The 23,762-nt window shown below is 72.2% G+C and carries 24 protein-coding genes; 15 read left to right on the top strand and 9 right to left on the bottom strand.

Going from position 1 to position 23,762, the window contains the following annotated elements; genetic code table 11:
* Window positions 1-10: 10 nt before the first annotated feature.
* Window positions 11-1,639, bottom strand: coding sequence for an L-glutamate gamma-semialdehyde dehydrogenase (gene pruA, locus AB0C38_RS39630; protein ID WP_360683142.1), 1,629 nt, complete (start codon window positions 1,637-1,639; stop codon window positions 11-13).
* A gap of 113 nt (window positions 1,640-1,752) precedes the next feature.
* Here pruA and AB0C38_RS39625 point away from each other — a divergent pair, with 113 nt between their 5' ends.
* The 3 genes from AB0C38_RS39625 (at window position 1,753) to AB0C38_RS39615 (ending at window position 4,344) form a co-directional block, all read left to right on the top strand.
* The gene (locus AB0C38_RS39625; RefSeq protein WP_360683231.1) at window positions 1,753-3,306 is read left to right on the top strand and encodes a helix-turn-helix domain-containing protein; all 1,554 of its coding nucleotides are present in this window, start codon (window positions 1,753-1,755) and stop codon (window positions 3,304-3,306) included.
* A gap of 19 nt (window positions 3,307-3,325) precedes the next feature.
* Entirely contained in the window at window positions 3,326-3,982 is a 657-nt protein-coding gene (locus AB0C38_RS39620; RefSeq protein WP_360683140.1) for a maleylpyruvate isomerase N-terminal domain-containing protein, read from the top strand.
* Window positions 3,983-4,050: 68 nt separating this feature from the next.
* Window positions 4,051-4,344, top strand: a complete 294-nt coding sequence (locus AB0C38_RS39615; protein WP_360683138.1) for a putative quinol monooxygenase — start codon at window positions 4,051-4,053, stop codon at window positions 4,342-4,344.
* 97 nt (window positions 4,345-4,441) lie between these two features.
* Here the strand turns inward: AB0C38_RS39615 and AB0C38_RS39610 are convergent, their stop codons facing one another.
* From AB0C38_RS39610 to AB0C38_RS39600, 3 genes are all read right to left on the bottom strand, one after another.
* Window positions 4,442-5,437, bottom strand: coding sequence for an LLM class flavin-dependent oxidoreductase (locus tag AB0C38_RS39610; RefSeq protein ID WP_360683136.1), 996 nt, complete (start codon window positions 5,435-5,437; stop codon window positions 4,442-4,444).
* A gap of 36 nt (window positions 5,438-5,473) precedes the next feature.
* Window positions 5,474-5,866 (bottom strand): DUF6221 family protein, encoded by a 393-nt coding sequence (locus AB0C38_RS39605; RefSeq protein WP_360683134.1) that lies wholly within the window; start codon window positions 5,864-5,866, stop codon window positions 5,474-5,476.
* A 253-nt stretch (window positions 5,867-6,119) separates the two neighbouring features.
* Window positions 6,120-7,139 carry a DNA polymerase domain-containing protein gene (locus tag AB0C38_RS39600; protein WP_360683132.1) on the bottom strand — a complete coding sequence of 340 codons (1,020 nt, stop codon included), beginning with the start codon at window positions 7,137-7,139 and terminating at the stop codon, window positions 6,120-6,122.
* Window positions 7,140-7,290: 151 nt separating this feature from the next.
* Here AB0C38_RS39600 and AB0C38_RS39595 point away from each other — a divergent pair, with 151 nt between their 5' ends.
* The 8 genes from AB0C38_RS39595 to AB0C38_RS39560 all read left to right on the top strand — a co-directional run bounded on the left by AB0C38_RS39595 (window position 7,291) and on the right by AB0C38_RS39560 (window position 13,669).
* A complete protein-coding gene (locus tag AB0C38_RS39595; RefSeq protein WP_360683130.1) occupies window positions 7,291-7,965 on the top strand; it encodes a TVP38/TMEM64 family protein in 675 nt (224 codons plus the stop codon).
* A 115-nt stretch (window positions 7,966-8,080) separates the two neighbouring features.
* Window positions 8,081-9,733 (top strand): protein kinase, encoded by a 1,653-nt coding sequence (locus AB0C38_RS39590; protein ID WP_360683229.1) that lies wholly within the window; start codon window positions 8,081-8,083, stop codon window positions 9,731-9,733.
* A 53-nt stretch (window positions 9,734-9,786) separates the two neighbouring features.
* Window positions 9,787-10,092 carry a hypothetical protein gene (locus AB0C38_RS39585; protein ID WP_360683128.1) on the top strand — a complete coding sequence of 102 codons (306 nt, stop codon included), beginning with the start codon at window positions 9,787-9,789 and terminating at the stop codon, window positions 10,090-10,092.
* 19 nt (window positions 10,093-10,111) lie between these two features.
* The gene (msrB, locus tag AB0C38_RS39580) at window positions 10,112-10,534 is read left to right on the top strand and encodes a peptide-methionine (R)-S-oxide reductase MsrB (protein ID WP_360683126.1); all 423 of its coding nucleotides are present in this window, start codon (window positions 10,112-10,114) and stop codon (window positions 10,532-10,534) included.
* Between the two features lie 87 nt (window positions 10,535-10,621).
* Complete coding sequence (locus tag AB0C38_RS39575) at window positions 10,622-11,551, top strand: TIGR04222 domain-containing membrane protein (RefSeq protein WP_360683124.1); 930 nt, start codon at window positions 10,622-10,624, stop codon at window positions 11,549-11,551.
* Between the two features lie 66 nt (window positions 11,552-11,617).
* Window positions 11,618-12,538 carry a TIGR04222 domain-containing membrane protein gene (locus AB0C38_RS39570; RefSeq protein ID WP_360683122.1) on the top strand — a complete coding sequence of 307 codons (921 nt, stop codon included), beginning with the start codon at window positions 11,618-11,620 and terminating at the stop codon, window positions 12,536-12,538.
* On the top strand, window positions 12,531-13,331 hold the full coding sequence (locus AB0C38_RS39565) for a DUF692 domain-containing protein (RefSeq protein ID WP_360683120.1): 801 nt from the start codon (window positions 12,531-12,533) through the stop codon (window positions 13,329-13,331). Before AB0C38_RS39570 ends, AB0C38_RS39565 begins: the two co-directional genes overlap by 8 nt.
* Window positions 13,328-13,669: a hypothetical protein gene (locus AB0C38_RS39560; protein ID WP_360683118.1), complete on the top strand. Its 342-nt coding sequence runs from the start codon at window positions 13,328-13,330 to the stop codon at window positions 13,667-13,669. Before AB0C38_RS39565 ends, AB0C38_RS39560 begins: the two co-directional genes overlap by 4 nt.
* 59 nt (window positions 13,670-13,728) lie before the next feature.
* Here the strand turns inward: AB0C38_RS39560 and AB0C38_RS39555 are convergent, their stop codons facing one another.
* The 4 genes from AB0C38_RS39555 to hemE are packed head-to-tail and all read right to left on the bottom strand — an operon-like array spanning window position 13,729 to window position 18,289.
* Window positions 13,729-15,072, bottom strand: a complete 1,344-nt coding sequence (locus tag AB0C38_RS39555; RefSeq protein ID WP_360683116.1) for a CoA transferase — start codon at window positions 15,070-15,072, stop codon at window positions 13,729-13,731.
* Window positions 15,072-15,764 carry a hydrogen peroxide-dependent heme synthase gene (gene hemQ / locus AB0C38_RS39550; protein ID WP_360683114.1) on the bottom strand — a complete coding sequence of 231 codons (693 nt, stop codon included), beginning with the start codon at window positions 15,762-15,764 and terminating at the stop codon, window positions 15,072-15,074. The genes AB0C38_RS39555 and hemQ overlap by 1 nt, the downstream gene beginning before the upstream one ends.
* A 57-nt stretch (window positions 15,765-15,821) precedes the next feature.
* Window positions 15,822-17,222: a protoporphyrinogen oxidase gene (hemG, locus tag AB0C38_RS39545; RefSeq protein ID WP_360683112.1), complete on the bottom strand. Its 1,401-nt coding sequence runs from the start codon at window positions 17,220-17,222 to the stop codon at window positions 15,822-15,824.
* On the bottom strand, window positions 17,219-18,289 hold the full coding sequence (hemE, locus tag AB0C38_RS39540; RefSeq protein ID WP_360683110.1) for a uroporphyrinogen decarboxylase: 1,071 nt from the start codon (window positions 18,287-18,289) through the stop codon (window positions 17,219-17,221). Before hemE ends, hemG begins: the two co-directional genes overlap by 4 nt.
* An 88-nt stretch (window positions 18,290-18,377) precedes the next feature.
* Between hemE and AB0C38_RS39535 the strand changes: the two genes are divergently transcribed.
* From AB0C38_RS39535 to AB0C38_RS39520, 4 genes are all read left to right on the top strand, one after another.
* Complete coding sequence (locus AB0C38_RS39535; RefSeq protein ID WP_360683108.1) at window positions 18,378-18,941, top strand: DUF3000 domain-containing protein; 564 nt, start codon at window positions 18,378-18,380, stop codon at window positions 18,939-18,941.
* Between the two features lie 772 nt (window positions 18,942-19,713).
* A complete protein-coding gene (locus tag AB0C38_RS39530; RefSeq protein WP_033261886.1) occupies window positions 19,714-20,430 on the top strand; it encodes a response regulator transcription factor in 717 nt (238 codons plus the stop codon).
* 70 nt (window positions 20,431-20,500) lie between these two features.
* Window positions 20,501-21,751 (top strand): ribonuclease D, encoded by a 1,251-nt coding sequence (locus AB0C38_RS39525; protein ID WP_360683106.1) that lies wholly within the window; start codon window positions 20,501-20,503, stop codon window positions 21,749-21,751.
* Window positions 21,752-21,859: 108 nt separating this feature from the next.
* Complete coding sequence (locus AB0C38_RS39520) at window positions 21,860-23,014, top strand: toll/interleukin-1 receptor domain-containing protein (protein WP_360683104.1); 1,155 nt, start codon at window positions 21,860-21,862, stop codon at window positions 23,012-23,014.
* Here the strand turns inward: AB0C38_RS39520 and AB0C38_RS39515 are convergent.
* Window positions 23,011-23,691, bottom strand: coding sequence for a helix-turn-helix domain-containing protein (locus tag AB0C38_RS39515; RefSeq protein WP_360683102.1), 681 nt, complete (start codon window positions 23,689-23,691; stop codon window positions 23,011-23,013). The genes AB0C38_RS39520 and AB0C38_RS39515 overlap by 4 nt on opposite strands.
* Between the last annotated feature and the right edge of the window lie 71 nt (window positions 23,692-23,762).

The following is a 23,762-nucleotide window of genomic DNA, read 5'->3' as shown; positions in this document are numbered from 1 at the left end:
CGGACCTCCCTCAGCCCTGGTGCGGGTAGCGGACGCTGGTCGGCGGGACGAACGTCTCCTTGATGGAGCGGGGGCTCGTCCAGCGCTGCAGGTTGAAGATCGAACCGGCCTTGTCGTTGGTGCCCGAGGCCCGCGCGCCACCGAACGGCTGCTGGCCGACGACGGCGCCGGTCGGCTTGTCGTTGACGTAGAAGTTGCCCGCGGCGAACCGCAGCGCCTCGGATGCCTTCGCCACGGCCGTGCGGTCGTTGGCGATGATCGCGCCGGTCAGCGCGTAGGACGCCGTCTCGTCGACGAGCTTCAGCACGGCGTCGAAGTCGCCGTCTTCGTAGACGTGCACCGAGAGGATCGGGCCGAAGTACTCGGTGCTGAAGATCTCGTGCTTCGGGTTGTCCGAGACGAGGATCGTCGGCTGGACGAAGAAGCCGTCGGTGTCGTCGGCGACGCCACCGGTGAGGACCTCCACCGAGGCGTCACCCTTGACGCGGTCGAACAGCTCCGCGTGCTTGGTGAACGCGCGCCGGTCGATCACCGCGCCGCCGAAGTGCGACAGGTCGGTGACGTCGCCGTAGGACAGCGCCTCGGTCTCGGCGACCAGGCCGTCCTTGACCCGGTTCCAGACGCTGCGCGGGACGTACGCGCGCGAAGCGGCGGAGCACTTCTGGCCCTGGTACTCGAAAGCGCCGCGGACCATCGCCGTGCGCAGGACGTCGACGTCGGCGGACGGGTGCGCGACGATGAAGTCCTTGCCGCCGGTCTCGCCGACCAGCCGCGGGTAGCCGCGGTAGCCCGCGATGTTCGCGCCGACCGTGCCCCACAGGTGCTGGAACGTCGCGGTCGAGCCGGTGAAGTGGATGCCGGCCAGGTCGCGGTGGGTCAGGGCGACCTCGGAGACGGCCTTGCCGTCACCCGGCAGCAGGTTGATGACGCCCGGCGGCATCCCGGCCTCTTCGAGCAGCCGCATGGTGAGGTGCGCCGCGAACGACTGCGTCGGCGACGGCTTCCACAGCACGGTGTTGCCCATCAGCGCGGGCGCGGTCGGCAGGTTGCCGGCGATCGCGGTGAAGTTGAACGGCGTGATCGCGTAGACGAAGCCCTCGAGCGGCCGGTGCTCCATCCGGTTCCACACGCCCGGCGAGCTGGCCGGCTGCTCGGTGAGCACGCGGCGGCCGAACTCGACGTTGAAGCGCCAGAAGTCGGCGAGCTCGCAGGCGGAGTCGATCTCGGCCTGGGTCGCGGTCTTGGACTGGCCGAGCATGGTGGCGGCGTTGATCGTCGCGCGCCACGGGCCGGTCAGCAGGTCGGCGGCGCGCAGCAGGATCGCGGCGCGGTCGTCGTAGGACAGCCCACGCCACTCCGGCGCGACCTTCGCGGCCGCGGCGATGGCGTCGGTGGTGTCCTGCTGGGTGGCGCTGTGGATGGTGCCCAGCACGTGGCGGTGGTTGTGCGGCTGGACGACGTCGATCTTCTCGCCGCCACCGGGACGCTGCTCGCCCCCGACGGTGACCGTGAGGTCGACGGGTTCCGCCTGGCCCAGCCGCTTGAGCGCACCCTCGAGCTCGGCGCGCTCGGCGCTGCCCGGCGCATACGTCAGCACCGGCTCGTTCTTCGGGGCGGGGGTCTGGGTCACGGCGTCCACGGCGGCTCCTCTGCCTTTCCTGCTACGTCTGGATGCCCCGAACGGTAACGCCGGACACGCTTCGGCGGCTTGTCCAAGCGGCTAAAATCGATCGGGTGACATTGGCCGATCGGATAACATCGTTGCGCCACGTGCTGGCCACCCTCGGGGAACCGCTGGTCGAGGTCGTCGTGGCGCCGCACGGCCTGGGCGTCCCGGTCACCGACGTCGTGATCCTCGACCCCGAAGACCCCCTGGAAGCGTCACCCGGCGATCTGGTGCTGGTCATCGGCGCGCGTGGCCGGGCGGCGGCGCCGGCGATCCGCGCGGCCGGGCGCGGCGGTGCGGCGGCGGTGGCGGTCAAGGGCGCGACGGGCGCCGACGTCGCGGCCGACGCGGGCGTCGCGTTGCTCACCGTCGGCACCGAGGCCCGCTGGGAACAGGTCGAGTCCCTGGCCCGCGGGGTTGTCGAGGCGGCCAGGGCGGGCGGCGAGGCGGCCAGCGGCGAGGTCCTCGGCGACCTGTTCGCCCTGGCCCAGACGATCGCGACGCTCACCGGCGGCCTGGTCAGCATCGAGGACACGGCGAACCGCGTGCTCGCGTACTCGCGGGCCGGCGACGAGGTCGACGAGCTGCGGCGGCTGTCGATCCTCGGCCGCGAAGGCCCGGAACGCTACCTCGCGATGTTGCGCGAATGGGGCGTCTACCAGCGGCTTCGCGCCGGCGAAGGGATCGTCCGGATCGACGAACGACCCGAGCTGGGCATCCGGCGGCGCATCGCGGCGGGCATCCACGCCGGCAAGCAGCCGCTGGGCACGATCTGGGTCCAGGAGGGCGCCCAGCCGCTCACCGAACGCGCCGAGACGGCCCTGCTCGGCGCGAGCCGCACCCTCGCGCCGCAGCTGATCCGCGCCCGGACGCTGCCCAGCCCGCAGCTGCGGCTGCGGGAGGACCTCCTCGCGAGCCTGCTGGAAGGGCGGCTGGACGCGGAGTCCGTCGCGGACGACATCGGGGCGGACCCGGCCCGTCCGGCGCAGGTGCTGGCGTTTTCGCTGGACCGCTCGGACAACCGGCAGCTCCGGCGCGCCGAGCTCGTGCACCTCATCGCCGTGCACACCGCGGCCTACCGGCGCAGCGCGCTGGTGAGCGTGATCGGCGGCCGCGTCTACGCGCTGCTGCCGGACCTGCCCGAACACTCGGACGCGGCGGTGCTGGCGCTGGCCAGGGAGATCGTCGGCACGGCTCGGCGGCACCTCGACGTCCCGGTCCGGGCGGCGCTCGGCGGCGTCGTGCCGCGGTTGTCGGACGCGGCCGCGTCCCGGGGCGACGCCGACCGCGTCCTGGCGGCGATGGCGCGCGGGCACTGGCCGGCCGACGTCGCGTCGCTGGCCGACGTCCGCGCCGAGGTGCTGCTGTCGGAGGTGCTCGCGTTCTTGAGCGGGCAGCCCCGCATCCGCGACCCCCGGCTGACGTCGCTGGTGGAGCACGACACCGAGCACGGCGGAATCCTCGTCCCGGCGGTGCTGGCCTGGCTCGACGCGTTCGGCGACGTCCGGGCGGCGGCGCGGGCGCTGAACATCCACCCCAACACGGTCCGCTACCGCGTCCGGCGCGCGGCCGAAGTGTCCGGAGTGGACTTCGCCGATCCCGCGCAGCGGATTCTTACTCAGCTGCAGCTGAGGCTCTGACCCTGCTAGCTTCGCCGGCGTGGATCTCTTCTCGCGCACGTGGGCGGCGTTGCGCGCCGCGGTCGCTTCCCTTCCCGGCGAGGACTTCGCGAAGCCGTCCGGCTGCCGGGGGTGGCTGGTCCGGGACCTGGTGTGCCACCTGGTGATCGACGCGCAGGACGTCCTGATCACGCTGGTGACGCCGGCTTCGTCGGCTTTGACGCACGACGCGGTGACGTACTGGGCTTTGTCGGACGCGCTGCCCACGGGCGACGACCCGCTGGACGCGCTGATCGTCCGCCTGGCGGCGGCGTACGAGGACCCGGCGCTGCTGAAGTTCCACCTCGACGACGTGGGCGCCGCGGCGGGCCGTGCGGCCGACCTGGCGGACCCCGGGATGCGGGTGAAGACCCAGGAGATGGTCCTGACGGCGGGCGACTACCTGTCGGCGTACGTGCTGGAGTGGACGCTGCACCACCTGGACCTGGTGGCGCACGCGCCTTCGGTTCCGGGGCCGCCTGCCGAAGGTGTGGCGCGGACGCGGGAGCTGCTGGAGAAGATCGCCGGGACGGCGTTCCCGGCGTCGTTCTCCGACGAGGACGTGCTGCTGGTGGCGACGGGCCGCCGCGCCCCCACGGACACCGAGTCGACGGCGCTGGGCGACCTGGCCGCGCGGCTGCCGTTCGTCCTCGGGTGATCCTTCGGCACGGACCGAAACCCCGGCGACCTACGGTGAGGGGACCCGTTCCCCCAGAGAGGCCCCCGATGCCCGAACTGCAGATCATCGCCCGGCACACCCTTCCCGCGGGGAAGGTGGCCGACCTGCTGCCGCTGTACCGGCGGCTCGCCGAGGCCAGCCGCACCGAACCGGGCAACCTCGCCTTCGAGGTCTACCGGGACCTGGACGACGACCACAGCGTCGTGCTCCTCGAGCGGTACACCTCGCCGGAAGCCTTCGAGGCGCACCGGCAGACCCCGCACTTCAAGGAGCTCGTCCTCGAGCAGCTCGTCCCGAACCTCGAACACCGCACCATCGAGTCGTACGAAGCGGCGAACTGAGGGACCGCTATATGTCCCACCGGTAATGATTCGACGCGGTATCAAGACACCTCGGTGTTGATTCACCGACGCGGAGTTCGACGAATTCGCCGGTCGTTCACAAAATGGGGACACGAAGGCCGGCGAGTTCGGCGAGCGCCGCGAAAGAATCGAGCCGCGCCGATTGGTCGTGGGCGGCCGTCGTCGCGAGGACTTCGTCGGCGTCCACGGCCGCGACGAGCTTCCCCAGCCGGTCCGCCACTTCGGCCGGGGTGCCCGAAATCTGGCCGTCCAGGGTCTCCTCCAGCCGCTTGCGCTCGCGGTCCGACATCGGCAGGGCCAGGACCTCCGCAGGCGGCGACAGCGGCGGGAAGACGCCGTGGGAGCGCGAATACACCGTCGCCCACGCCTCCGACACGAGCAGGCGGCGCGCGTCGGCCGCCGAGTCCGCGACGGCGATCGCCGACGACACCACGACGTACGGCTCCGCCGCCCACCCGGACGGCCGGAAGCCGTCGCGGTAGCGCGTCACGGCTTCGGCCAGGGCGCGTTCGCCGCGGACGGGCGCGATGACCAGCGGCAGCCCGAGCTCCGCGGCGAGGTCGGCGCCGGACCCGGTGGCCAGCAGGAACGGCGGCACGCGCAGGCCCTCGGCGGGGTAGGCGTGGACCCCCGGGTACGCGGGCGAACCGGTGAAGAACCCGAGCAGCTCCCGGACCTGCGCACCGAAGTCGTCGGCGGCTTCCTTGCCGTGGCCGAGCGCGTCGCGGACGCCGGCGGTGAAGCCGACCGACCGGCCCAGTCCCATGTCGATCCGGCCCGGGTACAGCGCTTCCAGCACACCGAACTGCTCGGCGACGACCAGCGGCCGGTGGTTCGGCAGCATGACGCCCCCGGTGCCGACGCGGATCTCGCTCGTCGCCGCGGCGACGGCCGCCGCCAGCACGGTCGGCGCGGACCCGGCGACCCCGGGCACGCTGTGGTGCTCGGACACCCAGAACCGGTGGTAGCCCAGCCGTTCGACGTCGGCGGCGAACGCGACGGTGTCCCTCAGCGCCCGCGCGGTCCCGCCGTCACGCCGCACCGGCGAACGGTCCAGAACGGAGATCCTCACCCCGGGTGCAACGCCCGGCGCGGGACGGGATTCCCGTCAGGGGCGCCAGCGCTCGCTGTAGTCCGGGTGGTCGGTGTAGGGCAGGGCCAGCAGGCGCAGCGTGAGGCACCAGTTGGAGCCGGCCTCGTCGGCGGGCACGTGGCAGGTCTCACACCAGTATTCGCTGCCGTAGAGCGGAAACCCGGGCACCTTCTCCGACACCGTGGTGCGGTGCGCGAGCAGGATCCGCCGGGTCGCCTCGATCTCGTTGATCATCTGGTTGACCGCGTCGAGGTCGAGGTCGGTCAGCCCGCGGATCTTCTGCTCCACGGCGACCTTCGTCTCGCCGCGGTTCATCGAGTCGCCCGCCTTGGCCTTGTTGACGGCCTGCATGATCATCGCCTGCCGCGCGCCCACGCGCGCGGCGAGGAATGCGATCAGGTCGTCCACTGAGGGCCTCCCTCGAACTCGCCCCAGGACATGTCTCCGGGGAGTCGTCGAACCGGAACCGCACGTTACGCCGTTCGTGCCGATGGTAGAGACCACTGAGGCGGCCGTACGCCATTTGTGACCCGAAAGGCGACAGCGGGCAGCGAGGTGATCACTCCGCGTTTTCCACCGCGAAGTTTCGATTAAAGCTTTGACGGCTTTTCGAGCGCGGAAGTGGCGAGCGGCACCCGTGTGGTGCCACGCACAGCCCGGGTCACTCCTCCGGCCGCGCCTTGCTGGGCTGGACCCGCTTGGGCTCCCCCGGCATCTTCGGATAGTCCGGCGGGTACGGCATGTCGCCCAGCCCGTGGTCGCGCAGGTCGCGCTCGTACCACTCCAGCGCCTTCTCCAGCCCGAACGCCTCCGCGTCCATCGGCTCGTGCAGGTCGCCGTGGGAAGCCAGGAACTCCGGGATCGTCAGCACGTCGAAGTCGTCCGCGTCGACCTGGGGCAGCAGGTCCCACGTCAGGGGCGTCGACACCGTGGCCCGCGGGGTGCCGCGGACCGACCAGCTCGACGCCACCGTGCGGTCGCGCGCCGCCTGGTTGTAGTCCAGGAACACCCGGCCGCCGCGTTCCTCCTTCCACCACGCGATCGTCGCCTTGGCCGGGATCCGGCGCTCGACCTCGCGGCCCAGCGCGATCACCGCGTGGCGGACCTCGACGAAGTCCCACTCCGGCCGGATCCGCACCAGCACGTGCACCCCGCGGCCACCGGACGTCTTGGGGTAGCCCGTCAGCCCCGCCTCCGCCAGCACCTCGCGGACCACCTGCGCGACCTCGACCGCGTCGGCGAACCCGGCCCGGTCCGGCGGGTCGACGTCGATGCGCAGCTCGTCCGGGTGGTCGACGTCGGCGCGGCGGACCGGCCACGGGTGGAAGTCGAACGTGCCCAGGTTGGCCGCCCAGGCGAAGACGGCCGGCTCGGTCGGGCACACCTCGGCGGCCTTGCGGCCCGACGGGAAGGTGATCTCGGCGGTCTCGAGCCAGTCCGGCGCGCCCTTCGGCACGCGCTTGGCGTAGAACCACTCGCCCTCGACGCCGTCGACGTAGCGCTTCAGCGTGGTCGGCCGCTCGCCGATCGCGCGCAGCAGCGGCCCGCCGACGGCGATGTAGTGCTCGACGACCTGCCGCTTCGTGATGCCACGCTGGGGGAAGTACACCTTGTCCGGGCTCGAGACGCGGACGGTGCGCCCGCCCACCTCGTACTCGACCGGGTCACCGTGCTTGGGCATGCGGTCACGCTAGCGGTGATCGGCCCGCCCGGCGCTCGCGAAAATGCCCGGCGGACGTCATGAACGACCCTTTCACGGCGCCGGACGCGGTGAACGAGTCGTTCACGGCGTCCCGGAGGTCCGCGCACCCCCGGCCGGTAGGCTCGAACAGGTGTCCGGCCGCACCAAGCTGATCGTCGCGCTCGCCGTGGTCGCCCTCTTCGTGGCCGCCGCGGTGCTGCTGCCGATCCCCGGGCCCGCCGATCTCCGCGCCTGGGCCGCCGCCACCGGGCCCGCCACCCCGCTCGTGCTGTTCGTCGCGTACTCGCTGCTCACCGTCGCGCCGATCCCGCGCACCGTCTTCAACCTGGCCGCCGGCCTGCTGGTCGGCACCGCGGCCGGGATCGCCATCGGCCTGGTCGCCACCACCATCGCGGCCGGCCTGTCCTTCGGCCTGGCCCGGCTGCTCGGCCGCGACCTCGTCACCCGGCACCTGCACCGGGCGGGCGTCCGGACGGTCAACGACCGGCTCTCCGGCGGCGGGGTCCTCGCGATCACGTCGCTGCGGCTGATCCCGGTGGTGCCGTTCGCGCCGTTCAGCTACCTCTGCGGCGTGTCGTCCGTGCGGCTGACCCCGTACCTGGCCGGTACGCTGCTCGGCAGCGTGCCCGGCACCGTCGCCATAGTCGTCCTCGGCGACGCCCTGACCGGCGACACGCCGCCCGCGCTGCTCGCCTGCTACGGCGCGTTCGCGCTGGCCGGGGCGATCGGGCTGGTCAGGGTGTTCCGGAAACGGGCCCCGGCGGCACCGGTGGCCGAACCGGAGCCCGCCGGACCGGCTGGCTGACGCGAACAGCACAGGGCCGACCGCTACACTCGATCGGGTGCGCGAAGCGGAACCGCGCTGAGCAGGGCCACCACCGGGAATTTCGTCAGGAGCAGTCGCCATCGACACCGGTCAGCTGATCGCCGGGCACTATCGCCTCGTCGAGCACATTGGTAGCGGTGCCATGGGAGTCGTGTGGCGCGCGACCGATGTGCGCCTCGAGCGCGACGTCGCGATCAAGCAGATCCTCCCCCAGCCGGGCGTCTCCGAGACCGAGCGCGACAACATGCGCCAGCGCGCGATGCGCGAGGCGAAGAACGCGGCCCGGTTCCAGCACCCGAACGCGATCGTGGTGTTCGACATCGCCGAGCACAACGGCGACCCGTGCCTGGTGATGGAGTACCTGAACGGGCCGAGCCTCTCCACGATCCTCTCCGGGGAGGGCACGCTCCCGCTCGGCCGGATCGCCCGGATCGGCGAGCAGGTGGCCTCCGCGCTGGTGGCCGCGCACCGCGCCGGGATCGTGCACCGCGACGTCAAGCCGGGCAACATCCTCATCGACGAGACCGGCACCGCGAAGATCACCGACTTCGGCATCTCGCGCGCGGCCGGCGACATGACGCTGACGGCCACCGGCCTGATCGGCGGCACCCCCGCCTACCTGGCGCCCGAGCTGGCCCGCGGCGCCGACCCGGTGCCCAGCTCCGACGTCTTCGCCCTCGGCGCGACCCTCTACCAGGCGATCGAGGGCACCACGCCGTACGGCAACACCACCAACCAGCTCGCGCTGCTCTACGCGGCCGCGAACGGCCAGATCAACCCGCCGGTGCAGGCGGGCGCGGCCACCGCGCTGCTGATGAGCCTGCTGCGCAGCGAGCCGGGCGAGCGGCCGTCCATGGCCGAGGCCCGCGAGCGGCTGGCCGCGCTGGCCCGGACCGAACCCGGCGGCATGACGGCGTCACCGCCGCTGCTCTCGGGCAACTCGGGCCGCAAGCCCGCCGGACCCGCCGAGAGCGGCGACCGCCCGCCGTGGCAGCGCACCGACCAGCCCGCACCGAAGTCGCCGCCGGTCGGCACGCCGGTGCCCGCGAACAAGGCGCCGTCGAACCCGCCGCGCCCGACCGCGGCGTTCATGCCGATGCGGTCCCCGGCCGCGCCGCCGAACACCCCGCCCAGACCGATGCCCGCGGCCGCGCCGACGGCCAGGGCCCCGCAGTACTCGTCGAACGCCCCGAAGGCGGACAACAAGCGCAAGTACGCGATCTTCGCGGGCGCGGGTGCCGCGGTCGTCGTGCTCGCGGTGATCATTTTCCTGGTGGCCAACTCCGGGAACGGCGGCACCGGCGGCACCACGAACGCTCAGTCGCCGAGCCAGCCCACCGCCGGCCAGTCGAGCCCGAAGACCAGCAGCTCCGACGACGCCCCCGCGTCCGCCCAGCTGGGCAAGACGCCGTCCGAGGGCAAGATCACGGACTACGGCCAGGCGGGCCGGCTGCTCACCGACAGCTACTACCCGAACCCGGGCGCCGGCTGGGGCTACCTGACGCCGGCCGCCCAGGCGGTCTACGGCTCGCAGGCCGAGTACCAGGCCTACTGGGCCGGACAGCAGGGCAGCATCAAGGGCTACCGCAAGGCCCAGGCGGACGGGGGCAGCGGGGACGACGGCTCGCTGAACCTGACGATGGAGCTCAACGGCACCCGGCGGGCGTACCACATCGTGTTGATGAACGGGCAGCTGCTGATCGACAGCAACACCAAGCTCGACGCGAACCCCGGCACCGGCCTCTGAGACTTAACGCGCCGCTGGTGGGCTGACGGGCGCCGATGGCTTACCGTGGAGCCATGGCCGACGACGGAGCTTCGCTGCCGGGCCAGAATCCTCGGTTCCACGAGGACCTGGTCGGCCTGGACCCGTACGACCCGGAGGCGCTCGCGTTCGCCGAGCACCTCGACCGGATCGAGCGATCCGGGCCCAACTACACCATCGAAGCCGCCCTCGACGGCGTGTCCGACTTCGCCGATTCCAGCAACCGTCTCGGCGGTCTGCGGTACTGGGTGTCGGCCCTGATCGTGGTCCTCATCGTGCTCGGCGTGATAGTCGCCGCATGGGACATCGTGGTGCACGCCCTGGCGTGGCTCGCGGCGTAACGTGGAACGGGTGAAAGGTATGAAACCCGTTGTCGGCGCCACCCCCCGCGTCGTGAAGTCCGAGCAGGAATGGCGGGCGGAGCTGGGCCCGGAGGAGTACGCCGTGCTCCGCCAGGCCGGTACCGAACGGCCGTTCACCGGTGAGTACACCGACACCAAGACCACCGGCGTCTACGAGTGCCGCGCGTGCGGTGCGGAGCTGTTCCGCAGCGACACGAAGTTCGAGAGCCACTGCGGCTGGCCGTCGTTCTACGACCCCGCCGATTCCGACGCCGTGCTGCTGCGCGAAGACCGCACCATGGGCATGAAGCGCATCGAGGTGCTCTGCGGCTCCTGCCACAGCCATCTCGGGCACGTCTTCGAAGGCGAGGGGTACGCGACCCCGACCGACCAGCGCTACTGCATCAACTCGATCTCGCTGAAGCTGGTACCCCAGTCGTAGGACCGTTGGCCTAAATCCTCCTTAAGCCGACAACCGCCGCCCTTCCTCGAACGTAGTCTCCGCACACGGACGAGGGAGGGCGGCGTCATGACCGACACCTGGGGCATTCCCGGACCGCTGTTCGCGGGCCTCTACCTGGGCCTGCTGCTCGTGCCCGCGGCGTACGCCGCGGTGCGGACCCGGCTGCTGCTGCGCGGCCGCGCGGGCGGCGCGCCGGAGCGGGCCGAAGAACTCGCACTGCTCACCGGCGGGCGCACGCGCGCCGGTGAATTCGTCGTCGCGCGGCTGCTGGAGCACCAGATCATCCGGATGGACGGCACCGGCCGGGTCCACCGCGTCCGGGGCAGCGCTTCGGACGACCTGGGCCGGGCCGCGCTGGTGCGGATCAGCAAGACCGGCACTGCCGTCAGCACGGTGTGCCGCGAGGTGTGGCACCACCCGGCGCTGGTCGACCTGGAGCACGGGCTGATCGCGCGCGGCCTGCTCGTGGACGCCCGAAAGGTGCGCCTGACCTGGGTTTTCACCGCCGTCGCCTACTGGGCGCTGGTCGTGTTCGGCGTGGTCCGGCTGATCGCCGGCAGCTCCACCGGGCACCCCGTCGGCTTCCTGCTGGGCCTGCTGCTGCTGCTGGGGTTGGTGGCGGCCATCTTCGTCACGACCCGCACCGCGAACGCGCCCGAGGTCAAGGCCACCGCCGCCGGACGGGCCGCGGCCCGCGAGGCCGAGCGCGCCGGGTCGCTGACGTCCGGATCGGCGGGCGCGGTCGCGGCCGGCGGGTTCGCCGGCCACCCCGACAAGGACGTCCGGCTGGCCGTCAGCCGCTCCACGGTCGTCTCGGCCACCCGTTCGTCCAGCCGCCGCGGCCGGTGGGCGGCGGCCGGTGGCGGTGGCGGGTTCGTCGGCTTCTACGGCGGCAGCTCGTGCGGCGGCGGTGGCGGCAGCTCCTGCGGTGGCGGCGGCGGGGGCGGCGGCTGTGGTGGCGGAGGAGGCGGTGGCGGCGGGGGCTGCGGCGGTTGAAACGCCGACGCGAGAACCTGCGTCTCACAGCTACGGTAACCGCAATTCACTGAGGGGAGACGGGCGATGAGCGACCCGTGGGGCATCTCCGGACCGGATTTCGTGGTCCTCTACATCGCACTGCTCGGCGCGGTCCTGCTGATCCGGCTCATCGTGTCCGCGGTCTTCGCGAGCCGCGCGCTGCGGGCCGACAACGTCCAGCCGGGCCCGCCGCCGACCGTCTACCAGCTCGCGTTCCTCGCGGGCGGCCCCGACCGGGCCGTCGACGCGGCGATCGCGGCGCTGGTGGAGCGCGGCCAGCTGCGCGTCAACAGCTACAAGCAGATCAGCCAGGCCGGGACGCGGCCGGTCGAACCGCTGGAGCGGGCGGTCGCCGACGTCGCGCAGCTCAAGACGACCGCGACGATCCGGGCGCGCGTCCGCGGCTCCGCGGCGATGCGCGCTCTGGAGGAGGGCCTCGAGCAGCGGGGCCTGCTGGCGTCGGCGGCCGCGAGGCGGCAGGCGCGGACGTTCGGGCTCGTCCTGCAGCTGGCCGTGCTGGTGCTCGGCGTGGTGCGGCTGGTCAACGGCATCTCGCTCGGCCGGCCGGTCGGGGTCCTGGTGTTCCTGGTACTGATCGCGGCGGTGCTGACGATCGTGGCCGCGGTCCGGCGGTCGAAGACCGGGGCCCGGCACCCGTCGGCCGCCGGACAGCGCCTGCTCGGCCAGGCCCGGTCCGCGGCGAGCGGGCCGGTGCCGGCCGGGATGCTGGCGGGCGGCGTGCTGCTCGGCGGCGCCGCGGCCGCCGTCGCCCTCGGCGGCTGGGCGATGTACCCGGACGAAGAGCTGAGCGCGGCGCTGATGCCACCCGCCATCGGCGGCGGCGGTTCGTCGTCGGGCGGGTCCTCGTGCAGCAGCGGGTCCTCGTGCTCCAGCTCGTCGTCGTGCAGCAGCGGATCTTCCTGCGGTGGCGGCTCGTCGTGCGGCGGAGGTGGGTGCGGTGGGTGAGCTCGGCATCGGGATCGGCTGGCGGCACGAGCTGGACCTGTCCATCGCGCGCCTGCCCGGCGTCGACTGGGTCGAGGTGGTCGCCGAGAACCTCCACGCCGACCACCTCCCCGAGACCCTGGAAGCACTGCGGAAGCGAGGCATGCCGGTGCTGCCGCACGCCGTGTCCTTGTCGTTGGGCGGGGCGGAACCGCTCGACACCGGACGCGTCCAGCACCTCGCGGAGATCGCGCGGGCCCTGGACGCGCCGCTGGTCAGCGACCACGTCTGCTTCGTGCGCGCGGGCGGGCTCGACTCGGGGCACCTGATGCCACTCCCCCGCACCCGAGAGGCGCTGGACGTGCTGGTCGCGAACGTCCGGCTGGCACAGTCCATCGTGGACGTCCCGTTCGCGCTGGAGAACATCGCCGCGGTGCTGGACTGGCCATCCGCCGAGTTGACGGAAGAACAGTTCCTCACCGAGCTGACCGAGCGGACGGACTGCCGGCTGATCATCGACGTGGCGAACCTGTACGCCAACGCCCGCAACATCGGCACCGACCCGGAGGCGTTCCTCGACGGCATCCCGTGGGAGCGGCTGGCGTACGTGCACATGGCGGGCGGCATCGAGCGCGACGGCGTCTACCACGACACGCACGCGCACCCGGTGCTGCCGGAGGTGCTGGACCTGCTGGCCGAGCTCCGCCGCCGGACGGACCCGCCGGGAGTCCTGCTGGAACGCGACGACGACTACCCTTCGGACGACGAACTGGCCGCTGAGTTGGCGGCTTTGCGGGCGGCGGTGACGGTGTGAGCCGCGCGGACCTGGCCCGTCAGCAGGCGGAGCTGCTGCAGGCGCTGCTGGCGGATGGCCCGGCGCCTTCGGGGTTCGACGCTTCGCGGCTTCGCGTGGAGGCGAACGTGTTGCGGCGCAAGCACGGGCGGGTGCTGGCTTACCAGCGGCCCGAGCTGGCGGAGGAGCTCGGGGAGCGGTTCGGGCCGCTTTTCGCGGAGTTCTCGGCGAGCCGCCCGAAAAAGGCCACGGAGCATTCGCACGCTTACGCGGACGAGTTCGTCACGTGGCTGATCGAGGCGGGCCACCTGCCGAAACCCAAGCGGGGCTTGGTGTCCCGCCTCCGCCGCCGCGCCTAACGCCCCCATGTGGCGTTGGTTGCGTCCAACGCACCCAACGCCACATTCGGGCGCAGGGGTCAGGGGGTCCAGGTCGGCTTGTCGACACCCGGTAGCCGGGTCCCGAAGTCCCAGTGCGGCTCCGCGCCCGGCAAACCGCCGGCCATCCGGACCCGCGTCAACCGGCCGTAGCCGCAGTCGGCTTCCTCCATCAAGTCACCGAAGTCGACGTCGGCAGCGGAAGAATCCTTACGTCCCAAGGAATCCAGCCACCGGCCCGTACCGGCCAGGGACAGCCGGACCCGCCAGGTGCCGCCATCCGTGACCTGGCGCCGCAACGCCGTCATCACCGCCGCCGCCGTGAGCCAGCCCGTTCCGTGGTCCAACGCCTGGACCGGGAGCGGCGAAGGATCACCCGAAGAGTCCCAAGCGATGCCGTTCGACATCTGGACCACGCTGTCGAACCCGCGCCGCCTCGCCCACGGGCCTTCCCAGCCATACGCGCTCAGGTCCGCGATCACCAGGCCCGGCCGCAGTGCGGCCAGCTCCGCGTTCCCGAAGCCGATGCGGGAAAGCGCCCCTGGGCGGAACGACTGCACCAGCACGTCCGCCCGGCTGATCAGCTTCTTCAGCCTCGCGCGGCCGCCCTCGGTGTCCAGGGCGACGAACGCCGATCGCTTGCCCTGACCCGTGTCGCGCACCAACGCCTCGACGCGCGGCAGGTGCGCCGCGCCCACGTGCAGGACGTCGGCGCCGTGGGCGGCCAGCACCCGGCCGGCCACCGGGCCGGCCAGCACGTGCGTCAGCTCCAGGATCCGGATGCCGCCCAGCGGACGGTCCGAGTAGAACAACGTCCGCTTCGGCGCTTCGCCGATCGGCGCCAAGTTCACCAGGGGCAGCGAAGCCACCGCTGAACCCTGCGGATGCGCGGCCCAGTCCTCGGGCGAACGCAGCTGGGCCGCCGCTCCCCCGGCCGAGACGACGGCGTGCTCGACCTCGCGCGCGCCGCGTCCGGCGACGGCCTTGGTCACCGCCTCGCGAGTTCCCGGCACACCGAGTCCCCAGCACACCGCCGCTTCGTGACGCGGGTAGTTGCAGTGCAGGCGCACCCAGCCGTCGGCCGTGCGGTAGTTGCCCGACAGCGGCGCCCACACCGATTCGGCGCCGGCACCGTCGACGCGCAGCAGCTGTTCGCTGTGGAACGCCGCCGCCGCGTGGCGGGTGTCCGCGGTGACCACGCCGGGCTCGATTTCGCGCAGCTTCAGCATTTCGCCGGCGGCCAGCGTCGCCGCGGCGACGGACGCCGTCGCGGCGGCCGCCACCCGGTACGGGCCGGGCAGCACGTCTTCGGCGCCGGTCAGCTCGACCGGTCCCGGCTCGTCCCCGGTGAGGGTGCGCCAGACGCCGTCCAGGATCTCCCGCACTAGGGCAGAGCCGCGACGAGCTCGGCGGGCGGCACGCGGGTGCCGGTGTAGAAGGGGACTTCCTCGCGCACGTGCAGCCGCGCCTCGGTGCCGCGCAGGTGCCGCATCAGGTCGACGATCCGGTGCAGCTCGTCGGCCTCGAAGGCGAGGATCCACTCGTAGTCGCCCAGCGCGAACGACGCGACGGTGTTGGCGCGCACGTCCGGGTAGTCGCGGGCTTCCTTGCCGTGGTCGGCGAGCATCTTGCGGCGGTCGGCGTCCGGCAGCAGGTACCACTCGTAGGACCGCACGAACGGGTAGACGCAGATGAACTTGCGCGCCTCTTCGCCGGCGAGGAAGGCCGGGACGTGGCTCTTGTTGAACTCGGCGGGCCGGTGCAGCGCGGTCTGGCTCCAGACCGGGACCGACGCGCGGCCGAGCGGGGTCCGGCGGAAGCCGGAGTAGGCCGCCTGGACCTGCTCGATCTCCTCGGCGTGCCACCAGATCATGTAGTCGGCGTCGGCGCGCAGCGCGGAGACGTCGTAGACACCCCGGACGATGACACCCTTGGCCTCGAGGCCGTCGAGGTACTCGGTCGTCTCGCGGCCCGCGGTGCCGCGGTCCTCGCCCAGCTTGCCGGGCTCGATCCGGAACACCGACCAGGTGGTGTAGCGGATGGTGTCGTTGAGATCGTTGTAGTTGACCCGCGCCATGCCTTCCATCCTGTCACCGCGGCGACGCGGCCGCTGCCACGGGTCAGGTGAGAGCACTCACGAAGAGAGGTGCGCGGCGATCCGCTGCGCGGCGGCCTCGGCCGTCGCCACGCACGCCGGCAACCCGACGCCGTGCAGCGTCGCGCCGGCGACCGCGAGCCCCGGCACCCCGGCGACGGCCTTCTCGATCCGCTCCACGCGCTCGAGGTGGCCCGTGCCGTACTGCGGCAGCCCGCCGCCCCAGCGCGTCACGAGCGTCTCGACCGGCGCCGCCGTCACACCGGTCAGCCGCGCCAGGTCGTCGCGGACCACGCGGACCAGCTCGACGTCGTCGGCCTGCAACGCGCCCAGCTCGCCGAAGCGCCCGACCGAGCCGCGGACCAGCACCGGGCCGGAGCCGAAGTGCGCCCACTTCCGCGAAGAGAACGTGAACGCCTTCGCCGCGTACGGCACGCCCGAGGAATCGACTTCGCCGGCGCCGATCAGGATTCCCGAGGCGTCCGGCAGCCGCGTGCCGGGCGGGAGCGCGAGCGCGACGACGGCCATCGACGCCAGCTCGACCTCGCCGAACGCCGCCGAAGCCGCCGGCACCAGCTCGGCCAGCAGCCGCCGGGCCGAGGGCGCGGGCACCGCGAGCACGATCGCGTCGGCCTCGACCGTGTTGTCCGCGGGCGCGTGCGCGGTGGGGTTCGCGCCGATGCGCAGCCGCCAGCCGGTGCCGTGCCGTGCGATGTCGCAGACCGGCAGCCCGGTCCGCAGCTCGGCGCCGGACAGCTCGGTGAGCCGGTCGACCAGCGTGCCCAGCCCGCCGGGGACGGTGCCGAACACCGGCGCCGCCGACGGGTTCGCCGGCAGCTGGGTCTTGGCCGCCGCCGTCAGCGAACCGGCGCCCGCGGCCACCGCCGCGGCCAGGCCGGGCATGGTCGCGCGCAGCCCCAGACCGTCGGCACCCCCCGCGTAGACGCCGCCGAGCAGCGGGTCGACCAGCCGGTCGACCAGCTCGTCGCCGAAGCGCTCGCGCAGCAGCGGCCCGAGCGCCAGGTCGCCACCCGGCAGCCGCAGCGCGGGCAGCGACAGCTCGGCTTCGACGGTCTTGCGGCCCGCCTCCGACAGCACCCCGGCGACCGACTCCGCCGACGCCGGGACGCCCATGACGGTGCCCGGCGGCAGGCCGGTCACCGTGCCGCCGGCGTGGATCTTCGCGCGCGCCTTCGTCGGGTGGACGACGTCGAGCCCGAGCTCGCGGGCCAGCCCCAGCATCTCGGGACGGCGGACGAGGAAGGCCTCCGCGCCGACGTCGTAGGGGACGCCGGCCAGCTCGGCCGTGCGCAGCTTGCCGCCCGGCGTCTTCGTCTTCTCGAACACGACGATCTCGGCGCTTTCGCCGAGCAGCCGCCGCAGCCGGTACGCCGCGGTCAGCCCGGAAACACCGCCGCCGACGACCGCGACGCGCTTCACAGCTCGTGCACCAGCCCGACCACGCGGGTCAGCACGTCGGGGTCGACGCCCGGCAGCACGCCGTGGCCGAGGTTGAAGATGTGGCCGTCGGCCGCCTTGCCTTCTTCGACGATCCGGCGGACCTCGGCTTCGAGGACCGGCCAGGACGCGTGCAGCAGCGCCGGGTCGAGGTTGCCCTGCACGACGGCGTGGCCGCCGAGGCGGCGGACTGCTTCGTCGAGGGGGATGCGCCAGTCGACGCCGACGACGTCCGCGCCCGCGTCGCGCATCGCGGCGAGCAGCTCGCCGGTGCCGACGCCGAAGTGGATCCGCGGCACGCCGTACGCGGCGACGCCGTCGAGGACCTTCGCCGAGTGCGGCAGCACGAATTCGCGGTAGTCCCGCTCGGACAGCGCGCCCGCCCAGGAGTCGAACAGCTGGATCGCGTCGACGCCGGCGTCGAGCTGCGCGCGCAGGAACGTCAGCGCGATGTCGGCCAGGCGGCCGGCCAGCTCGTGCCAGACCTCCGGCGACGAGTGCATCAGCGCCTTGGTGTGCTCGTGGTTGCGGCTCGGCCCGCCCTCGATGAGGTAGCTGGCCAGCGTGAACGGCGCGCCGGCGAAGCCGATCAGCGGCGTCTCGCCGAGCCGCTCGACCAGCAGCTTCACGCCGTCGGCGACCTTCGCGACCTGATCCGGCGCCAGCTCCGGCAGCGCCTTCACGGCGGCGAGGTCGCGGATCGGCACGTCGACCACCGGGCCGGTGCCCGGGACGATGTCGAGGGCGACCCCCGCGGCCTTCAGCGGCACGACGATGTCGCTGTAGAGGACGGCGGCGTCGACGCCGTGCCGGCGGACCGGCTGCAGCGTGATCTCGGCCAGCATCTCGGGGTCGAAACAGGAGTCGAGCATCGGCACGCCCTCGCGCAGCGCGCGGTATTCGGGCAGCGAACGACCCGCCTGGCGCATGAACCAGACGGGCGTGCGAGCCGGGCGTTCGCCGCGTGCGGCGACCAGGAACGGGGCTTCGGGCAGCTCGCGGCGGCCGGACGGGGCGGCTCGCTGCGGCAGGGGCGTGGTCGGAGACATCGCCGTCAATCGTGCCACGAGCTGGGGACGGTGGTTCCATCGGCGCGCCTGCGCCCGCAACGGGGCGTGCCCGCCCTAAAGTCGAAGCGTGACCGCCATGACGCCAGTGCCCGACCTCTTCCGCGAAGCAGTTGTGGCGCTGCAGTCCGTCCGGCCCCGCCGGGAGGTGCTGCTCGAGCCGATGCGGGCGCCGCAGCGGCTCGCGCCGTGGTCGTACGCGGTCAGCTGTGAGGTCTCCGGCCCCGCGGACGTGCTGGCCTCGGGCCGCCTGGTCCTCCTGCACGACCCGGAGGGCCAGGAAGGCTGGGAGGGCGTGCTGCGGCTCGTCTTGTACGTGCGCGCGGAGCTGGACCGGGAGCTGGCGACCGATCCCTTCCTGCCGGCGGTCGGCTGGTCGTGGCTGACGGACGCGCTGGAAGTGTCGGGCGCGAGCTGGACGGCACTGGGCGGCACGGTGACGGAGACGTCGTCGGCCCGCTTCGGCGACATTTCCGGCCCGGCGCGGACCGACGATCTCGAGCTGCGGGCGTCGTGGACGCCGACGGACGCCGGGCTGCTGCCGCACGGGCAGGCGTTCTGCCAGGTCATGGCCAGCGTCGTGGGCCTGCCGCCGGTCGGCGTGACGCTCTTCGGGCAGCGCCAGAGCTCCTGACGGCTCCCGGCTGCCGCGATCCCGCTCTGCGGCCGTCCGAGGGATCATTCACACCGGATCGGCCACGGCGACGCTCCCCGGCCGTCCCCGCACCAACCCCCTTGTACGGATGTGAGCAAATTTCACATCCGCTGAACGCCGTCCAAACCAACGGGAACCCCCAGTCGGCCCCCTGAGCGCGCCGCTGGCGGCCGAATGGTCCAGACGATGACAGACCCCCGGGCGGACCGCCCCCGACGTTCCTGAGGCAGTTTCACGTCTTCACCCGTGCCCCCGTTAGTGACGCACCGCGGTCACGCACCGCAACAAGATCAACTTGCGGCGATTCGGCCGAAGATCGCCCCTGACGGCCACGGACAGTCACCGTTCCGGCCTTCCAGGGGGCCCGCAGAAGCCGTTCCGCGAAGTTGATCATGCCCCGGCCGGAGGCACATTCCGGCCCTCCCGGACCCCCATCCGGACCCCTGTCACTACGCGCACCGGCAGCTGCACACTCCATCTGCACGGCCATTTGGGCGCCGGTAACTTCTTTGCATCGTGTTCGCTGGGCTATCCGTTAGCAACCGGCCGTGTACTAGCCCGATCGTGTTACCGCGAACCCACTGAGTGACTGTTCGTTTGAGATAGATACCCATTCGATCCCCCCAGAACGGCCTCAGGGCGGCTACAGTGCCTTCGACGACACCACTTTCGGTCTAAAGCTGGCGCGGCTGAACGGCCGAAGGTCCCGGTGCCGGTCGGGGGGCACGACCGACTCCAGGGAGGTAGTGACGTGGCTACCGTCGGCATTTCTCAGGCCGTCCGATCCACGCCAGCCGGTGCTTTGCCGGCGAGCATGGTTCCGCACCCGCGGGAAGAGCTTTTTTCGGTATTGGTGGTCGACGACCACCCGCTGTTGAGGGAGGCAATCGCAGCAAGACTCGCACAGATGGGTGCGGGGACCGTCCACGAAGCCGCCACGGTGGCCGAGGCGAGGGCGCGAGCACAGGCCACTGGGCCTTGTGACCTGGCGATCCTCGATCTCGGACTGCCTGACGGCAGCGGCATCGAACTGGTTACGGAACTTCGTAGCCACGGCTGGCCGCGCGTGGTCGTACTCGCATCCTCGGACGACCCGTACGCGGTCCGCTCGGCCTTCCAGGCCGGGGCCCAGGCGTACCTGCTGAAGTCCGCGTCACCGGTCGTCGTGACCGATGGCGTGCGGCGTGTGCTCGAAGGCGGCGTCTACGCCGACCCGAGCGTGGCTCCGGTGCTCGCCACCGGGACCCGCGTCGCCGGCACCGACAACACCCCGCGCGAGCTTTCCGCTCGTGAGGTGGAGGTGCTCCAGCTGGTCGCCGACGGACAGTCCAACAAGGAGATCGGCGAGGAACTTTCCCTCTCCGCCCTCACCGTCAAGTCCCACCTGTCTCGCATCGGGCGCAAGCTCGGCACGGGCGACCGGGCTCAGATGGTTGCGCTGGCCATGCGGGCCGGCGTCATCCGCTGACGGATAGACGAACCTCCCCACGGGGCGGGCGCACCAGGCGCGGTACGCCCGTCCCGTAGGGTCGCTAGTCATGGAAAGCACAGAGGCCGAGGACACCGGGATGGAGATCGAGTCCACGGGCGGCCCCGTGCTGCTACGCGAGCCCGCCGAGGGCACTCCCCCGGTGGTCACCGACCGAGCCGCGCTGCTCGAAGCCTGTGCGCGGCTCGCCGCGGGCACCGGCGCCGTCGCCGTCGACACCGAACGCGCGTCCGGCTACCGGTACTGGCCCAAGGCTTATCTCGTCCAGCTGCGACGCGAGGGTTCCGGCACGGTCCTGATCGACCCGACCGAGCTCGACGACCTCACCCCGCTGAAGAACGTCCTCAACTCCCTGGAGTGGGTGCTGCACGCCGCCTCCCAGGACCTCCCCTGCCTCGCCGAGCTGGACCTGCACCCGGCGGCGCTGTTCGACACCGAGCTGGCCGGCCGGCTGGCGGGCTACGAGCGCGTCGCGCTGGGGACCCTCGTCGAGCTGCTGCTGGGCTACACCCTCGAAAAGGGGCACAGCGCGGCCGACTGGTCGAAGCGGCCCCTGCCGGTCGACTGGCTCAACTACGCGGCCCTCGACGTCGAGCTGCTCATCCAGCTGCGCGAAAAGCTGGAGGCGGAGCTGGGCGCCCAGGGCAAGCTCGAGTGGGCGCAGCAGGAGTTCGAAGCCGTCCGCACCGCACCGCCGCCCGCCCCGCGGGCCGAGCCGTGGCGCCGGACGTCCGGCGTGCACAAGATCCGCAACCCGCGCGGCCTCGCGGCCGTCCGGGAGCTGTGGCAGGCACGCGACGAGCTGGCCCGCAAACGCGACCGCGCCCCGAGCCGGATCCTGCCGGACAGCGCGATCATCAACGCGGTGACGGCCGACCCCAAGACGGTCGAGGAGCTCCAGGCGCTGCCGGTGTTCAGCGGCCGCGTCCAGCGCAAGTACACGGCGAACTGGCTCCGGCACCTGCAAGCGGCCAAGGCGCTCCCGGCGAGCGAGCTGCCCTCACCGTCCCAGCCGACGGACGGCCCGCCCCCGGTGAACCGCTGGGCGGACAAGGACCCGGACGCGGCGGCCCGCTTGTCCGCGGCGCGCACGGCGCTGACGGCGATCGCGGAGGACCGGCGGCTGCCGGTGGAGAACCTGCTGCTGCCGGACCTGGTGCGCCGCACGTGCTGGCGGCCCCCGGCGGAGACCGACGAAGAGTCGGTGGCCGACGTGCTCCGCGCGGGCGGGGCACGCCCGTGGCAGGTGGGCTTGACGGCCACGGCGTTGAGCAAGGCCCTCCAGACGACGGCTTCCTGAGCGGACAGTTCCAGGACATTTCCGGAGCACCCGCCGGAACCGCGCGGACTCGGTCCCCGCCTGCTCTAGGCTGCGCCGGAAAACGCCGCGACGCCGCCGAAGGTACCGATGACCGATTTCCTGGCCGATCAGCCCGCTGTCCAGTGCTTCCTCAGTTTCACGCACGAAGACGACAGTTTCCTCAATTTCGTCACGCCATTGAAGAATTCGCTGGAGAAGTTCTGCGCCTCCGCGCACGGGCGCAAGGTCGAAGTGTTCGTGGACCGCGAGAGCATCGGCTGGGGTGAGGACTGGCGGACCAAGATCCAGGACGGCATCAACGCCGCGATGGTGTTCATCCCGGTCATTTCGATGAACTACTTCTACGAGAGCGCCGACTGCCGCGAAGAGCTCACCGCGTTCTACGCCAAAGCCAAGGAACTCGGCCTCACGCAGCTGATCCTGCCCCTGATCGTGCTGGGGCACGAGCTCATCACCGGGCAGAGCGACGACGCCAACATCCGGATCATCGAGAAGCTCCAGTACGTCGACATCAAGGACGCCGTGCTCGCCGGTTCCGGGACCGCCGAGTGGCGGCGGACGATGGCCGTGGTCGCGGACAAGCTGATACTGGCGATCCGCTCCGCGGAAGCCGCGCTGGAACAGTTGAAGAAATGCGACCAGCTCCTCCTCGACGGTTTCGCGCCGGAAGAGGACGGGCCCGGGCTCCAGGAATACAAGGAAAACCTCACGAAGATCGGCGAGCTCCTGGAACGGCAGTTCGACGCGATCAGCCACGCGCTGGACGAACTGGCGGGGGAAATGCGGCAGGTGACCGGGGACGTCGCCGGGATGACCCCCGAAGCCATCAAGGCACGGGTCGTCCGGGCGGCCGACACCATCAAGCCGCTGGCGGTCACCATCCAGCAGGTCGGCACCGACTTCGAAGCCACCGTCGCCGAAACCGACTCCACGATCCGGTCGTACATGCGGCTGATGGATTCGCACATGACGCCGGAGCTGCTGGACCGGGCCCGCCGGGAGTACGACGAGTTCGTCGAGATGCTGACCGGCCTGATGGAGCTGGAAGCCCGGATCACCGAGTTCCTCACCCAGATCCGGCCCCTGGAGGCGATCAACGCGCCCATGCGCGCGGCGATCCGGCCGCTGCGCGTCGGCGCCCAGTCGATCCAGCTGGGGATGCGCACGATGCGCGAGCTCTCCCGGATCATCAGCAACCTGCTGGTCAACCAGCCGGTGTCCGGCGTCGGCGGACGCTTCTAGCCGGTGTTCGTCCAATCGGTGAGCTTCGCGAGCAGGGTGTGCGCCTCGGCGCGCAGCTCGTCGGTCGGCTCCGGCAGCCCCACCAGGCGGACCACGCCGTCCGCGCCTTCGCGGACGTGGGCCTCCACATCCAGCTGCGGGTCGTCGCGGCGGATGACCGCGATGCTCTCCACCAGGCCGAACACCAGGTCCGCGCGGATCGCCACCGCCTCCGGCGCGACACCCACCGCCGCCACCAAGCTTCCGTAGGCCGCCTTCAGGTCCGCGCGCTCGGCGCGGAAGCGGGCCAGGTTCGCCGAGCCGACCTCGGGAAGCAGGTACAGCGCGCCGAGGTTGTGGCGGGCGCCGCCGAGGAGGCGGATGTCCGCGTACGCCAGCGCCCACAGCCGGACCGCCGACGGGGACGAGTCCGCGACGAGCCGGGCCGCCAGGGCCAGCGACGGGCGGACCGTCTCGGCCAGCAGGGCCGCGAGGATGTCTTCCTTGGCCGGGAAGTGGTAGTAGAGCGACGCCTGGCGCAGCCCCGCGCGTTCGGCGATGGCCCGGGTCGTCGTCGCCGCGTAGCCGGCTCCGGTGAACAGCTCGCCCGCCGCGTCGAGCACGGCTTGACGCGCGTCCGGCCGGTTCGCCGCCGCGCCGCTCGCCCTGGGCCTGCCGACCCCCGCCCCTTTGACCACGCCGGTGATCTTGCCAGGTCCGCGGCCCGGACACCCGCACCGAGGTGCGGTTACTCCTGCATGTCGCCGTT

The organism is Amycolatopsis sp. NPDC048633, assembly GCF_040650695.1.
Lineage (GTDB): Bacteria > Actinomycetota > Actinomycetes > Mycobacteriales > Pseudonocardiaceae > Amycolatopsis.
This window is presented reverse-complemented; position numbering and strand designations above follow the sequence as displayed.

What these genes read in the sequence shown, in the direction of transcription:
- AB0C38_RS39615 (WP_360683138.1), top strand. Translation starts at nt 4,051, where the DNA reads ATGCCCGAACTGCAGATCATCGCCCGGCACACCCTTCCCGCGGGGAAG.
- AB0C38_RS39600 (WP_360683132.1), bottom strand. Translation starts at nt 7,139, where the DNA reads ATGCCCAAGCACGGTGACCCGGTCGAGTACGAGGTGGGCGGGCGCACC.
- AB0C38_RS39585 (WP_360683128.1), top strand. Translation starts at nt 9,787, where the DNA reads ATGGCCGACGACGGAGCTTCGCTGCCGGGCCAGAATCCTCGGTTCCAC.
- msrB (WP_360683126.1), top strand. Translation starts at nt 10,112, where the DNA reads ATGAAACCCGTTGTCGGCGCCACCCCCCGCGTCGTGAAGTCCGAGCAG.
- AB0C38_RS39575 (WP_360683124.1), top strand. Translation starts at nt 10,622, where the DNA reads ATGACCGACACCTGGGGCATTCCCGGACCGCTGTTCGCGGGCCTCTAC.
- AB0C38_RS39570 (WP_360683122.1), top strand. Translation starts at nt 11,618, where the DNA reads ATGAGCGACCCGTGGGGCATCTCCGGACCGGATTTCGTGGTCCTCTAC.
- hemQ (WP_360683114.1), bottom strand. Translation starts at nt 15,764, where the DNA reads ATGGCGCGGGTCAACTACAACGATCTCAACGACACCATCCGCTACACC.
- hemE (WP_360683110.1), bottom strand. Translation starts at nt 18,289, where the DNA reads ATGTCTCCGACCACGCCCCTGCCGCAGCGAGCCGCCCCGTCCGGCCGC.
- AB0C38_RS39525 (WP_360683106.1), top strand. Translation starts at nt 20,501, where the DNA reads ATGGAAAGCACAGAGGCCGAGGACACCGGGATGGAGATCGAGTCCACG.
- AB0C38_RS39520 (WP_360683104.1), top strand. Translation starts at nt 21,860, where the DNA reads ATGACCGATTTCCTGGCCGATCAGCCCGCTGTCCAGTGCTTCCTCAGT.